Annotated in this window: 13 protein-coding genes; 9 read left to right on the forward strand and 4 right to left on the reverse strand. The window is 70.6% G+C overall.

What is annotated here, in order from left to right; translation table 11 throughout:
- Positions 1-100 precede the first annotated feature (100 nt).
- Positions 101-1084: a Gfo/Idh/MocA family protein gene (locus BM145_RS11160; RefSeq protein WP_245739289.1), complete on the reverse strand. Its 984-nt coding sequence runs from the start codon at positions 1082-1084 to the stop codon at positions 101-103.
- Between the two features lie 119 nt (positions 1085-1203).
- Complete coding sequence (locus BM145_RS11165) at positions 1204-2169, reverse strand: MDR/zinc-dependent alcohol dehydrogenase-like family protein (protein WP_218149653.1); 966 nt, start codon at positions 2167-2169, stop codon at positions 1204-1206.
- Between the two features lie 36 nt (positions 2170-2205).
- Here BM145_RS11165 and BM145_RS11170 point away from each other — a divergent pair, with 36 nt between their 5' ends.
- A complete protein-coding gene (locus BM145_RS11170) occupies positions 2206-2730 on the forward strand; it encodes a DUF1003 domain-containing protein (protein WP_093333726.1) in 525 nt (174 codons plus the stop codon).
- A gap of 4 nt (positions 2731-2734) precedes the next feature.
- Here the strand turns inward: BM145_RS11170 and BM145_RS11175 are convergent, their stop codons facing one another.
- Complete coding sequence (locus BM145_RS11175) at positions 2735-3649, reverse strand: glycosyl hydrolase (protein ID WP_093333727.1); 915 nt, start codon at positions 3647-3649, stop codon at positions 2735-2737.
- The gene (locus BM145_RS11180) at positions 3646-4326 is read right to left on the reverse strand and encodes a histidine phosphatase family protein (RefSeq protein ID WP_245739275.1); all 681 of its coding nucleotides are present in this window, start codon (positions 4324-4326) and stop codon (positions 3646-3648) included. The genes BM145_RS11175 and BM145_RS11180 overlap by 4 nt, the downstream gene beginning before the upstream one ends.
- 131 nt (positions 4327-4457) lie before the next feature.
- On the opposite strand from BM145_RS11180, the gene BM145_RS11185 reads away from it, so the two are divergent.
- The 8 genes from BM145_RS11185 (at position 4458) to BM145_RS11220 (ending at position 14469) form a co-directional block, all read left to right on the forward strand.
- On the forward strand, positions 4458-5573 hold the full coding sequence (locus tag BM145_RS11185) for an NAD-dependent epimerase/dehydratase family protein (protein WP_093333728.1): 1116 nt from the start codon (positions 4458-4460) through the stop codon (positions 5571-5573).
- 154 nt (positions 5574-5727) lie between these two features.
- Positions 5728-6795 carry an NAD-dependent epimerase/dehydratase family protein gene (locus BM145_RS11190; protein ID WP_093333729.1) on the forward strand — a complete coding sequence of 356 codons (1068 nt, stop codon included), beginning with the start codon at positions 5728-5730 and terminating at the stop codon, positions 6793-6795.
- Between the two features lie 11 nt (positions 6796-6806).
- Positions 6807-7910 carry a glycosyltransferase family 4 protein gene (locus tag BM145_RS11195; protein WP_093333807.1) on the forward strand — a complete coding sequence of 368 codons (1104 nt, stop codon included), beginning with the start codon at positions 6807-6809 and terminating at the stop codon, positions 7908-7910.
- Positions 7910-9019, forward strand: a complete 1110-nt coding sequence (locus BM145_RS11200) for a CgeB family protein (protein WP_093333730.1) — start codon at positions 7910-7912, stop codon at positions 9017-9019. The genes BM145_RS11195 and BM145_RS11200 overlap by 1 nt, the downstream gene beginning before the upstream one ends.
- Complete coding sequence (locus tag BM145_RS11205; protein WP_093333731.1) at positions 9016-10104, forward strand: CgeB family protein; 1089 nt, start codon at positions 9016-9018, stop codon at positions 10102-10104. The genes BM145_RS11200 and BM145_RS11205 overlap by 4 nt, the downstream gene beginning before the upstream one ends.
- Before the next feature lie 145 nt (positions 10105-10249).
- A complete protein-coding gene (locus BM145_RS11210; RefSeq protein ID WP_093333732.1) occupies positions 10250-11293 on the forward strand; it encodes a CgeB family protein in 1044 nt (347 codons plus the stop codon).
- Between the two features lie 78 nt (positions 11294-11371).
- Positions 11372-13126 carry an aspartyl protease family protein gene (locus BM145_RS11215; RefSeq protein WP_245739277.1) on the forward strand — a complete coding sequence of 585 codons (1755 nt, stop codon included), beginning with the start codon at positions 11372-11374 and terminating at the stop codon, positions 13124-13126.
- A gap of 29 nt (positions 13127-13155) precedes the next feature.
- On the forward strand, positions 13156-14469 hold the full coding sequence (locus BM145_RS11220; RefSeq protein ID WP_143090168.1) for an MFS transporter: 1314 nt from the start codon (positions 13156-13158) through the stop codon (positions 14467-14469).
- Positions 14470-14479 lie beyond the last annotated feature (10 nt).

Here is a 14479-nt window from a genome sequence, read left to right on the forward strand (position 1 = left end):
GGGGTCCATCGTTCCGCACAAACCACGACAGTTGCTCTCGCGGAGCCATGGATGCCGGATCAAGTCCGGCATGACGGAAAGGCAAAAGCGCGCGCTCAATCTACCCCACACCACCCGCGTAGATCGCGTCCAGCGTCGCCGCCACCGTCACCAGCGCCTCGGCATCCTGCCCGAACCGCTCGCCGCCCGCGAGCCGTCGGACCCAATCGACCCCGGCGCGACCGCCCCAGTCGGCATCCCCCTCGCTCACCCGCTCGCTCACCGTGCCGCGATACCGGTCCGCCACGAAATCGTAGAACGAGCCCCCGACGTTGCGAAACCCCGCCCCACCCTCGCTGCCGTAGAAGCTCGCCTCGATCACCGCGTCGCGCCCGGCATGCAGCCGCCACGAGCAGGCGAGCCGCACCACCGTGCCCCCCGTCAGCGTTAGCGTCGCCACCGCGAAATCCTCCACCGCGTCGCCCACCAGCGGCACGCCGCCAGCGAACAGATGCGATTCCACCCGCACCACTTCCGGAAGCCCCAGCACCCACAAGGCGAGATCGACGAGGTGCACGCCCAGATCCATCACGCACCCGCCCCCCGACTGCGCGCGGTCGTAGAACCACGGCTTGTCGGGCCCATAGGCATTGTGGAACACCAGATCGACCGCCTGCACCCGGCCGAGCCCCCCATCGCGCACGATCTCCGCGATCTTTGCGACCCCATCGGTAAACCGATAGGAGAAATCCACCCCCAGCAGCCGGTCCGCGTCACGCGCCGCCGCGACCACCGCCGCCGCCTCCGCCGCCGACCGCCCCAGCGGCTTCTGACAGAACACCGCTGCCCCCGCCTCCAGCGCCACGATCGACTGTTCGGCATGGAGCGCGCTAGGCGACGCGATCACCACCCCGTCGAGGCCCAAGGCCAGCATCTCGTTCAACGACCCGACCAGCGCCGCCTCGGGCGCCAGCGCCCGCGCTTCCGCCGCCATCTCGGCGCTCGGATCGGACACCGCGACCGCCTCGACCAGCCCGGTCCCGAGCATCGCCGCCATCCGGTGCCGCCCGATCCAGCCGGTGCCGAGGAAACCGAGTTTGAGCATCGTCACATCCATTTCCTCTCGGATGTCCTCACCCTTCCGGCGCTGACGCGCCTCCCTCCCTCTCCCCCGGGAGAGGGAAAAGACGGCGCAGCCGGCGAAGGGTGAGGACAGTTCCCGCCTCAATACGTAATCAGCGCCTTCACGAACCCGTCCGGCTTGTCCCGCGTCGCCTCGATCGCCTCCGCCACGTCATCCAGCGCGTACTGGTGCGTATACAGCGGCGCCGGATCGAGCCGCCCGGTCGTCACCGCGTCCACCGCCTCGCGCAAGCCCCTGAGCGCCACCGCCGGATCGCGCTCGTGCGCGTTGGCGACGTCGATCCCCTTCCAGTTCCACATCTGCATCGACACCTGCCGAGGCCCGTCCTGGTGATAGCCCGCGATCACCAGCCGCCCGCCATATCCGACCAGCTCGCCCGCCAGGTCGAGCGGCCACTGCTTGCCGACCGCCTCGATCACCCGCTCGCACAAGGCTTCGCCGGTGATCGCCTTGACCGCCTCGATGATCCGCCAGTGATCGTCCATCGCCACCGTCTCGGCGGCGCCGAACGCCTTGGCGAGGTCGAGCGACGATTGCCGCCGCGAGATCGCGATCACCCTCGCCCCCGCCTCCGTCGCCAGCCGCGTCAGCACCGCGCCGAGAAAGCCGATGCCGACGATCGCCACCCACTGCCCCGCCCGGATGTCGCTCCGGCGGAAGATGTTCATCGCGCAGCCCAGCGGCTCGCCCGGAAACGGCTGGCCGTCCAGCGCGGCGGGCAGCACCACCACCGCGTCCTCGGCGGCCACATCATACTCGGCGAAGCTCCGCCCCGCGAGCGTCGCCACCCGGTCACCCACCGCGACCGAGGTCACGCCCGCGCCGACCGCGTCGACCACGCCCCAGCCTTCGTGCCCCAGCCCGCCCGCGTCGCCGGGAAAGGTCGACCAGGGCTGCCCCTCGAACGGCTCCACGTTGGACGCGCACACCCCGCATCCCTCCAGCCGCACCCGCACCTCGCCCGACCCCGGCTCAGGTCGAACCGTCTCGACCAGCTCCATCGTTCCGGGGGCGGAGAGCACCGCCGCGCGCATCGTCTCGGTCATCGGGAACCCTCACCCATGGCGCTCGCTTGAGCCCGCATGTCCACCGCTCCCCCGCCCGCCGGCATCGACCACACGTTGCAGGAAAATATCGAGCGGCTGGCCGAGCGTCGGCGGCGAACCGCCGCGGAGGCGCCGCTCGGCGGACGCCTGTCGGACGCGATTACCGCCTTTGCCGGATCGATGTCGTTCGTCGCCATCCACCTCACGCTGTTCGGCGGCTGGATCGTCGTCAACCTCGGCTGGCTGCCGATCGTCCGGCCGTTCGATCCGAGCTTCGTGGTGCTGGCGATGGTCGCGTCGGTGGAGGCGATCTTCCTGTCGACCTTCGTGCTCATCAGCCAGAACCGCATGGCCGCCGCCGCCGACCGCCGCGCCGACCTGGATCTCCACATCAACCTGCTCGCCGAGCACGAGCTGTCGCGGCTGACCGCGCTCGTCGCCCGCATCGCCCGCAAGCTCGACATCCCCTTCGACGCGGCAGAGATCGGCGAGGTCGAGCGCGACGTGCCGCTCGACCGGGTGCAGGACGCGATCGACGCCGCCGTCCCTTCGGACACGTGACGCGTCACGCCGCCACCGTCTCCACGGTCGCGGGCGCGTAACGCTCGATCATCTGCGTGCAGAAATCGGCGAAGCCCTGCGGATCGCGTGCCGCGCTGGTGTGGTGCGGCTGCACCCCCAGATGCTCGGGCGTGAAGCAGAAGGTGACGGTCACGTCGAAGTCCGCCAGCGCCTCCATCTGCCGGTCGAACCAGCCCAGCGCGTCCGGCCGGAAACTGTCCGCCCAGCTGAGGCCGGTGCGCAGCTTCCTCGTCCCCAGCCGCTTCATCCATTCGACCGCGTCGTCCAGCCGCGGGTCGTGATAATGGAACCACTGCATCAGCCCCATCTCGCTCGCCACCTTGGCATATTCCTCCAGCGCGGGCTTCGGCGTCCCGTCGGGCCGGATCAGCCCCATGTAGAAATGCCGGTAATAGCTCGATCCCTCCGCCTCGCGGTGCCGCGTCTCCGCGCCCCATTCCATCGGCAGGTCGAACAGCGAGTACCAGTAGATGTTGGGCACCCGCCCGATCAGCAGTTCGGCGGTGCGCTTCAGGCCGAACACCTGCACCTCCTCCGCCCCGAACGATCCAACACCGACCTCGGTCACCCATACCGGCTTGTCCGTCACCGCCTCGATGTCGGCGATGCGCTGCGGCCAGTCGTGGATCGACCATAAATTCCAGTCGAGCGGAAAGCCGTGCACCGCGATCACGTCCACCTGATCGAGGCATCCGTGCGCCTCGATCCGCTGAAGCCACGACGGGTCGATCGGCGACATGCCGCCCAGCACGCGCGTCACGCCCGGATTGGCGCGGTGGATCGCCCGGCCCGCCCGCGCCACCGTGTCGGCGAAGATCGACCAGTCGGGATCGACCGCCGGGTCCCAGTGCGACTTGTTGTTGGGCTCGTTCCAGATCATCGCCGCTTCGACCGTCATTCGCCTACTTTCTCGTTCAAGCTCATCATTCGCGCGCCCCAGTCGCCCCACACCAGCCGACTGACCGAGGCGGGGTCGACGTCGAAGCGCAGCAGATGGTCCAGCGGCAGGCCCAGCACGTGCGCCACCGCCCCGCGGATCATGTCGGCGTGGCTCACCACCGCCACCGTCCGCCCGTCATGCGCGGCCGCAAGCGTGGCCAGCGCCCGCACGATCCTGCCTTGCGCTTCCGCCATGGTCTCGCCGCCGGGGATGCGCGCACTGCCGCGCCGTGCGTTCCACGCCGTCCAGGCCGGCTCGTCGTCGAAGCTGCCCAGCGGCCGCCCCGTCCACTCGCCCAGGTCGATCTCGATCAGGTCGTCCACCGCCACCAGCGCCGGCGCGCCGTTCTGCGCCGCCGCGATCGCCTCGGCGGTCTCGCGCGTACGATCGAGCGGGCTGTGCGCGACGAGGTCGATCGCCGTCCCCGCCAGCGCCCGGCCCAGCCGCGCCGCCTGCGCCTCGCCCGCCTCGCTCAGCGGCACGCCCGCCATCCGCCCGGAGAAGATACGGTCGAGATGGATGTGCGCGGCGTGTCGAATCAGGAGAAATGTCGCCGCCAACCGCTTCCATCCCGTAATATTGATCCAGGTCATCCCCGCCGTCGCCGACGACGCGGCGTACGCCAGCAGGAACAAAGAAGATGCTGGATCGTTCCACCGTCGATAGCTATTCCGGCCGAAGACTGTCCAGAGGCACGCGCGTCGGAACATCGTCAACGGACATGGTGGCGTCTCGGCGTCATTGATGTGGATCAATTGGGGGAAGAATGACCGAAACCGTGCTCATCACCGGCGGCGCCGGCTTTATCGGCCGTTTCGTCACGGAAGAGCTGCTCCGACGCGGCAACAAGGTGCGCGTGCTCGACAGCCTGATCGAGCAGGTCCACGGCGAGGTCGACGGCTCCAAGATGCTCGACCCGGAGGCCGAGCTGATCCGCGGCGACGTGCGCGACAAGGACGCCGTCGCCCGCGCGCTCAAGGGTGTCGACAGTGTCGTCCACCTGGCGGCCGAGGTCGGCGTCGGCCAGTCGATGTACGAGGTGGAACGCTACACCTCCACCAACGATGTCGGCACCGCCGTGCTGTTCGAGCAGCTGATCGATCAGCCCGTCCGCCGCGTCGTCACCGCCTCCTCCATGTCGATCTACGGCGAGGGCCTCTACCGCGACGCCGACGGCGAGCTGGTGCAGGACGCCGAGCGCCACGGTTTGAAGGACGGCCTGTCCAACTGGGAACCCGTCGACGCGCACGGCCGCCCGCTCACGCCGGTCGCGACGCCCGAGTGGAAGCGTCCCAACCTGTCGTCGATCTACGCGCTCAACAAATACGTGCAGGAGCGCACCACCCACATCATGGCCGCCCCTTACGGGATGGAGGGCGTGTGCCTGCGCCTGTTCAACGTCTACGGCCCCGGCCAGGCGCTCTCCAATCCCTATACCGGCGTGCTCGCCATCTTCGCCTCGCGCCTGCTCAACGGCCAGCAGCCGATGATCTTCGAGGACGGCGAGCAGCGCCGCGACTTCGTCCACGTCTCTGACGTCGCCCGCGCCTTCGCCGACGCCTTGACGCTGCCCCAGGCGGCCGGCGGCACCTTCAACATCGGCTCGGGCCACGACCGCTCGGTGACCGAGGTCGCGACCGAACTCGCCCGCGCCATGGGCAAGAACGACATCGCCCCCGTGATCGTCGGCAAGGCGCGCATCGGCGACATCCGCCACTGCTTCTGCGATACCTCGGCGTCGAAGGAGAAGCTCGGTTTCGAAGCCACCCAGGACTTCCAGCAGGGCCTCGCGGTGCTCGCGGAATGGGTCGCCGAACAGACCGCCACCGACAAGGTCGAACAGATGCGCGCCGAACTCGAACAGCGCGGCCTGGTCGCGTGATGGCGGCCTTCTCATACCTCCCCGGCACGGGGAGGGGGACCGCCGGCGCAGCCGGTGGTGGAGGGGTAGTCACGGACGGCGGCGCTGCTTGGCTGCCCCTCCACCACGCCGCTGCGCGACGCGGTCCCCCTCCCCGTGCCGGGGAGGTACACTAATGACCGACGCTCCCATCCTCATCACCGGCGGCGCTGGCTTCATCGGCTCCAACCTCGCCGATCGCCTCGCCGCGGACGGCCACCGCGTCCGCCTCTACGACGCGCTCTCCCGCCCCGGCGTCGAGCGCAACCTCGCCTGGCTCCGGTCCCGCCACGGCGACCGCATCGAGCCCATCGTCGCCGACATCCGCGACGCCACCGCTCTCGCTGGTGCCGCGCGAGACGCAAAGGCCGTCTTCCACCTCGCCGCGCAGGTCGCCGTCACCACCTCGATGGCCGACCCCCGCGCCGACTTCGCCATCAACATCGAAGGCACGCTCAACCTTCTGGAGGCGCTGCGCGAGCGGAACGACGGCACGCCGCTGATCTTCGCCTCCACCAACAAGGTCTACGGCGACCTCGCCGACCTCGATTATCAACTGGTCGGCGACGCCTACGCGCCCGTCGACCCAACTGTCCGCAACCATGGCATCGGCGAGGACCGCCCGCTCGACTTCCACACCCCTTACGGCGTGTCGAAGGGCGCGGCCGACCAGTACGTCCTCGACTACGCCCGCAGCTTCGGCGTGCCGACGGCGGTCATGCGGATGAGCTGCATCTACGGCCAGCGCCAGATGGGCACCGAGGATCAGGGCTGGGTCGCCCATTTCCTGATCCGCGCGCTGGAGGGCAAGCCGATCACCCTCTACGGCGACGGCCTCCAGGTGCGCGACATCCTCGACGTCTCCAACGCCGTCGACGCCTATGTCCGAGCATGGCAGCGGATCGACCAGGTCAAGGGTCGCGCCTTCAACCTGGGCGGCGGCCCCGCCAACGCCGTGTCGCTCCGCCAGCTGCTCGCCCATATCGAGGCGCTGGTCGGCCGCCCGGTCGACGTGCGCTATTCGGACTGGCGCGCAGGCGACCAGCGCTATTTCGTCGCCGACACCCGCAGCGCCGAAAAGGCGCTCGGCCTCGCCCCGAAGGTCAACTGGCGCTCGGGCGTGGCCGAACTCGCCCGCTGGCTCGCCGCCGAGCGCCGCCTCAACCTGCCGATCGACGAGCCCCTCCTCCAGGCCGCCTCGTGACCCGCCTCCTGATGACCACCGACGCCGTCGGCGGCGTGTGGCAATATTCGACCGAACTCGCGACCGCGCTGCGGCCGCTCGGCGTGGAAACGGTGCTCGCCGTCATGGGCCCCAATTCCCTTTCCCTCCGGGAGCAGGAGGGAGGCGCGCAGCGCCGGAAGGGTGAGGACGACCAGCACGCCCCACTCGACATCATCCACACCAACCTCCCCTTGGACTGGCTCGCCACCAGCCCCACCGAGGTCACCCGATCCGCCGCCGCCATCGCCGCCCTCGCGACGGAGGTGAACGCCGATCTGATCCACCTCAACTCCCCCACGCTGGCCGCCGACACCCGCTTCCCCGTGCCGGTCGTCGCCGTTGCCCACGGCTGCATCGCCGCCTGGTGGGAAGCCGCCCACGGCACGCCGCCCACCCCCGACTACGCCTGGCACGCCGACCTCATGGCGCAGGGCCTCGCCGCCGCCGACGCCGTGGTCGCGCCCAGCGCCGCCTTCGCCGCGACGATCCAGCGCCTCTACGACCACCCCACCGCCCCGCTCGTCGTCCACAACGGCCGCACCGCGCCGCCCCCGAGCGACACGCCCGCCACCCCCAGCGCCTTCACCGCCGGCCGCCTCTGGGACCCGGTCAAGAACACCGCCCTCCTCGATCAGGTGGCCGCCCTCCTCGACACTCCCTTCCGCGCCGCCGGCCCCCTTGCCGGCCCGCACGGCGAGACCGTGAGCGTCGCCCACCTCGACCACCTCGGCATCCTCTCCGACGCCGAGATCGCGCAGGCGCTGGCGAGCCGCCCGATCCACGTCTCCGCCACCCGCTTCGAACCCTTCGGCCTGTCCGTGCTCGAAGCGGCGCTGGCCGGCTGCCCACTCGTCCTATCGAACATCGACACCTTCCGCGAACTCTGGACCGGCGCCGCGCTCTTGGTCGCCGACGAGACGCCCGAGGCGTACGCCGCCGCGATCCGCCGCATCGAGGCCGATCCGGCACTCCGCACCCATCTCGGCGAGGCCGCGCGTCTCCGTGCCGCCCGCTACACGCCCGCCGCGATGGCGGGCGCGATGGCCGCGATCTACGCCGGCCTGCTCACCCCTTCCCTCCAGTCGGCCGCCTGATGAAGATCGTCTATTTCACCCACTCGCTCCTCTCCTGCTGGAACCACGGCAACGCCCATTTCGTCCGCGGGACCTTGCGCGAACTGATCGCCCGCGGCCACCAGGTCCGCGCCTTCGAGCCCGCCGGCAACTGGAGCCTGTCCAACCTCCTGTCCGACGCGGGCGAGCACGGTCTGATCCCCTTCTACCGCGCCTATCCCGAACTCTCCTCGACGACCTACGCTGCCACCCCCCGCGTCGAGGAAATGGTCGACGGCGCCGACGTCGTCATCGTCCACGAGTGGAACGATCCCGCGCTCGTCGCCGAGGTCGGCCGGCTCCGCGCCGCGGGCGGCCGCTTCACGCTCCTGTTCCACGACACCCACCACCGCGCCGTCAGCGCGCCGGAGGAGATGCGCGCCTTCGACCTCCAGCATTACGACGGCATCCTCGCCTTCGGCGAGACGCTGTCGGAGGTCTATCGCGGCTGGGGCTGGGGAACCCGCGTCTGGACCTGGCACGAGGCCGCCGACACCCGCCTCTTCGCGCCCCCCGCGGAGGAAGGCGAGCGGAAGGGCCTCGTCTGGATCGGCAACTGGGGCGACGGCGAGCGCACTGCCGAGATCGAGCAGTTCCTCCTCGCTCCCGCCCGTGACGCCGGCGAGCCGCTCGACATCTACGGCGTCCGCTACCCCGACGACGCGAAGGCGATGCTCGCACGTTACGGCGTCACCTATCACGGCTGGGCTCCCAACGCCCGCGCGCCCGAGATCTTCGCGCGCGCGATGGCGACCGTCCACGTGCCGCGCCGCTATTATTCCACCATCCTCCCCGGCATTCCCACCATCCGCGTGTTCGAGGCGCTGGCCTGCGGCATCCCCCTGATCTCCGCCCCCTGGGAGGATGCCGAACACCTTTTCCGCCCCGGGCAGGACTATCTGACGGTTGGTGACGGTGACGCGGCCACCGCCGCGATCCGCGCCATCGCCGACGACGCGGAACTCAGGGCCTCGCTGGTCGCCTCCGGCCTGGAGACGATCCGCGCCCGCCACACCTGCGCCCACCGCGCCGACGAGCTGCTCGCCATCGTCGCTTCCCTCGACTCCGCCCCCCGAAAGGACGCGGCATGAAGATCGCCTTCTACGGCTCCAGCCTCCTCTCCTCCTACTGGAACGGCGCCGCGACCTATTATCGCGGCATCCTGAAGGCGCTCGCCGCCCACGGCCACGACATCATTTTCTACGAGCCCGACGCCTTCGATCGCCAGCAGCACCGCGACATCGACCCACCGGCTTACGCCAAGAGCGTCGTCTACCCCGCCACGCCGGATGCGATGCGCGCCGTCCTTGCCGAGGCCGCCGCCGCCGACATCGTCGTCAAGGCCAACGGCGTCGGCGTCTTCGACCGCGAACTGCTCGAAGGCATCGTCGAACACGCCAGCCCCCATGCCCTCAAGATCTTCTGGGACGTCGACGCCGCCGCCACCCTCGACGAGATGCGGGGGGCACCCGACCATCCCGTCCTGAACGCACTCCCCGACCTCGACATGGTCCTCACCTATGGCGGCGGCCCGCCCGTGGTCGACGCGTACCGCGACTTCGGTGCGGCGACCTGCGTCCCCGTCTACAACGCGCTCGATCCCGAGACCCACTTCCCCGTCGCACCCGACGATCGCTTCGCCTGCGACCTCGCCTTTCTCGGCAACCGCCTCCCCGACCGCGAGGCGCGGGTCGAAGAATTCTTCCTCAAGCCCGCCGCCGCGCTCCCCAACCGTCAGTTCCTGATCGGCGGCAACGGTTGGGACACGAAGCAGATGCCGCAGAACGTGCGCCACCGCGGCCACGTCTACACGGCCGAGCACAACGCCTTCAACTGCACGCCCAAGGCCGTCCTCAACGTCGCCCGCGACTCGATGGCGCATATCGGCTTCTCCCCCGCCACCCGCGTGTTCGAGGCCGCCGGCGCCGCCGCCTGCCTCATCACCGACGCGTGGAAGGGGATCGAGCAGTTCCTGATTCCCGACCAGGAGGTTCTGGTGGCCCGCGATGCCCTGGACGTCGCCAACCACATGGCCGCCCTGACACCCGAGCGCGCGAGGGCGATCGGCCAGGCCGCCCTCGCCCGCGTGCTGGCCGAACACACCTACGATCTCCGCGCCGCGCAGGTGGACGCGCTCTTCCGCGAACACGCCGCACGCGCGGTGGAGGCGGCATGATGCCCCGGCTCGTCGTCATGCCGGGCTCGTCCCGGCATCCAGGGCCACACACGGTGGCGCTGCTTGGCCCTGGACCCCGGCACAAGGCCGGGGTGACGGGAAAGACGTGGCTTGCAGTCGCACCAACGCCGACCGGAACCACCGCATGAAGCTCGTCGTCCTCGGCCTGTCGCTGTCGTCCTCCTGGGGCAACGGCCACGCCACCACCTTCCGCGCGCTCCTCAAGGCGTTCGCCGCGCGCGGCCACGACGTCCTGTTCCTCGAACGCGACGTTCCCTGGTACCGCGACCAGCGCGACCTTGCCGATCCCGCCTTCTGCACCCTGTGCTTCTACACCGACCTCGACGACCTCGCCCGCTTCACGCCGGAGATCGCCGAGGCTGACGCGGTGATCGTCGGTTCCTACGTGCCGGAGGGCGTCGCCGTCGCCCATTTCGTGCAGGAGGTCGCGGGCGGCGTCACCGCCTTCTACGACATCGACACGCCCGTCACGCTCGCCAAGCTCGCCCGCGGCGACTTCGAGTATCTCGATCCCGCCGTCATCCCCGGCTACGCCCGCTACCTGTCCTTCACCGGCGGGCCGACGCTCGACCTGCTGGAGCGCGACTACGGCTCCCCCGCCGCGCGCGCGCTCTACTGCTCGGTCGATCCGGATGCCTACCGGCCGACCGGGACGGCCAAGTGCTGGGACCTGTCCTATCTGGGCACCTACAGCCCCGATCGGCAACCGACCCTGGAGCGCCTGCTGATCGAACCGGCGAGGCAGCGCCCCGACCTCCGCTTCGTCGTCGCCGGTCCGCAATACCCCGCCGACATCGACTGGCCGGCGAACGTCGAGCGGATCGACCACCTGCCCCCTGCCGAGCACGCCGCCTTCTACTCCGCCTCCCGCTGGACGCTGAACGTCACCCGCGCCGACATGATCGCCGCCGGCTGGTCGCCCTCGGTCCGCCTGTTCGAGGCCGCCGCCTGCGCCACCCCGATCGTGTCGGACGTGTGGGAGGGCCTCGACCAGCTGCTCGAACCGGGTGCGGAGATCGTCCTCGCCCGATCGGCCACCGACGTCCTCGCCGCGCTCGACCTGCCGCACGCCGACGCGATCGGCCGCGCCGCGCAGGCCCGCGTCCTCGGGCAGCATACCGCCGCCCACCGCGCCGCCGAGCTGGAGGCGTATCTCACCGCCGGCTGAGCAACCCCGCGCTTGCCTCGGCACGCGCGACGATGGATGATCGGGCGGGGCCGACCTGACGGCCGGGGGAGATCGGACGTGGGAAGTCGTGCCTTGTCGCTCGCCGTGCTGGCGATGCTGCCCTCGCCCGCCGCCGCGGCCGGCTGCGAGGTCGCCAAGATGCTGGAGATCCCCGTCACCATGAGCGGCCAGCGGCCGATGGTGACGGCCACGTTCGGGGATCGTCCCGCGCGCTTCATCCTCGACAGCGGCGCCTTCTACAGCACCATGTCCCGCGCCACCGCCGCCGAATTCGGCCTCGACGTGGAGCCGCTGCCGTCCAATTTCCGGCTCAAGGGCATCGGCGGCGATGCCAGTGCCGGATCGGCCGTGGCGAAGAACTTCTCGCTCGGCGGCGTGGTGCTGCCCAAGGTGTCGTTCGTGGTCGGCGGCAGCGACACCGGCACCGCGGGCCTGCTCGGCCAGAACATCCTCGGCCTCGCCGACGTGGAATATGATCTGCCGCACGGCGCCGTGCGGCTGATGAAGACCAGCAACTGCGGCAAGACGCTGCTCGCCTATTGGGCGGGCGAACGGCCCGTCACCGCCGTGCCGCTGGAACGCCCGGAGCCCGGCCCCTTCAAGCCGCACACGATCGGCACCGTGCTGCTCAACGGCAAGCGCATCCGCGCCGTGTTCGACACCGGGGCGCAGCGATCGCTGCTGTCGCTCGCCGCCGCCAAGCGCCTCGGCGTCACGCCGACCTCACCCGGCGTGGTTCCCGCGGGCATGGGCAGCGGCCTCGGCTCGCGCCAGGTCGCGTCCTGGATCGCGCCGTTCGAGCAGATCGACATCGGCGGCGAGGCGATCAACCGGCCGCGCATCCACATCGCCGACGTTGCGTTCGGCAACGCCGACATGCTGATCGGCGTGGACTTCTTCCTTACCCACCGCATCTTCGTGTCGAACGCCACGCGCACCATGTACGTGACCTACGAGGGCGGACCGATGTTCGGCCTGTCGCCGCGCGGCGCCCGCACGGCGGAAGGCACCGCCCTCGACCTGACCGACAAGACGGGCGAGCCGACCGATGCGGAAGGGTACAGCCGGCGCGGCGCCGTGCTCGCCTCCAACAACAAGCTGGCCGAGGCGCTCGCCGATCTCGACAAGGCCGTCGCCATGGCGCCGGGCGAGGGGCGCTACCTCCACCAGCGCGCGATGATGCGCCTCGCCAACCGCCAGCTGCTGCCCGCGCTCGGCGATCTCGACCGGACGATCGCGCTGCTGCCGAACGACGCCGACGCCCGCGTCGTGCGCGCCGGCCTGCGGCTGGGCGGCGGCGACCTCGACGGGGCGAAGGCGGACCTCAAGGCCGCCGACGCGGCGCTCGCCCCCTCGTCCAACCAGCGGCTGACGCTCGGCGGCCTTTACGACCGGGTCGAGATGCCGGAGGCCGCGCTCGCCAACTACACCGCCTGGCTGCGCGACCATCCGGAGGACTCCAAACGCGCCACGGCGCTCAACGGCCGTTGCTGGGCTCGTGCGCAGTTGAACCGCGAGCTCGATCAGGCCCTGTCGGATTGCAACGCGGCGCTGCGCGCGATGCCCGGCCGCGCCAGCTATCTCGACAGCCGCGCGCTCGTCCGCCTGCGCCGGGGTGAGTTCGATGCGGCGCTGGCCGACTACGACGCCGCCCTGCGCGCCAATCCGCGCAGCGCCTGGTCGCTCTACGCGCGCGGCCTCGCCGCTGGGCGAGCGAGCCGGACGGCGGAGGCCGCCGCGAACCGCGCCGCAGCGCTCGCCATCGACCCCCGTATCGGCGACCGGGCGAGAAGGATCGGCCTGGATAAATAGGATCACGTCGCCGGATCGACGCGGCATCGGTGGCCGTGGACATCGATCCCGCGACGCCGCACGATGGCAAGGTGCGGCCGATCACCAGCGAACAGAAGCCTTTGAGCATGCCCGCGCTGCTCGCCTACGCGCTCGCGGCGGCCGGCGGCGTCATCGGCTACGTGCCGCTGTTGACGCTGCTGCTGCCGATCAAGGTCGAGCAACTCAAGCTCGACGAGTACAGCGTGCTCGCCTGGTGCGGCGTGGCCGGTGCCGTCGCCGCGGCGCTGGCCAATGTCGGGTTCGGCTGGCTCGGCGACCGCTCGACGATGCGCGGCGGGGGCCGGCGTGGTTGGCTGCTCGCGGGCACGGCGATGACGGCCCTGTCCTTCGTCGGCGTCGTGTTCGCGAGGGATGCCGCGGCGATCGTCGCCTCGATCGTCGCGTTCCAGTTCGCGATCAACGCTGTCCTCGCGCAGGTCAACGCGCTGATCGCCGAGGAGGTACCCGCCGCGCAGAAGGGAACGATCGCCGCGCTGCTGACGCTCGGCAACCCGCTCGCCGCCGCCACCTCCGCCCTGGTCATTGCCGGGGCGGCCGGCGAGGGATCGCGCCTCGCCGTCGTCGCCCTGCTGGTCGCGGCCTGCATGCTGCCGCTGATGCTCGCGACGCCTCGGCAGCCCGCCCCGATCGGCGGCCCCGGCCAGGTCCGCCTCTCGCCGCGCCGCCATCTCGTGATCGCTTCGGCGGCGCGCCTCCTCATGCAGATCGCGGCGAGCGGCGTCGGCCTCTACCTGCTGTTCTTCTTCGCGGCACTGGCCGGCGACCGCGCGCAGACGCACGCCGGCGTGGCCCGCCTGCTCGTCGCCGCCACCATCGTGCCCGTGCCGGTCGCGTTCCTGCTCGGCCGCTGGTCGGATCGGGTCGGCCGACGCCGATCGTTCCTGATCGGCCCGGCGCTGCTCGCCACCGCCGGCCTGATCGGCATGGCATCGGCCCGCTCGTGGGCGGTGGGCGCCGCCTGCTACGTCGGCTTCGCCACCGGCGTCGCGGTGTTCCTGGCGTTGAACACCAGCCACGCCATGCTGCTGCTGCCGGACGGCGCGCGGCGCGGGCGGGATCTCGGCATCCTCAACCTCGCCAACACCGTGCCCCAGATCGTCGCGCCGCTGCTCGCCTGGTGGTGGGTCAAGGCGCACGACCTGTCCGCGGCGATGGCGGCGATGGCGGTGCTGACGCTGGCCGCGGGCGTGCTACCGCTCTTGATCGAGGAGGACTGTCGTGGAGAGCAACCGGAGGACGCCGATCGGACAGGATCGACTTCCTCTCGCCTTATCCTATGGTTAGGGCACGCTGATCGCTGAGCGGAGATGA

Origin of the sequence: Sphingomonas rubra (assembly GCF_900115745.1) — a bacterium.
In the GTDB taxonomy this organism is placed as follows: Bacteria; Pseudomonadota; Alphaproteobacteria; order Sphingomonadales; family Sphingomonadaceae; genus Sphingomonas; species Sphingomonas rubra.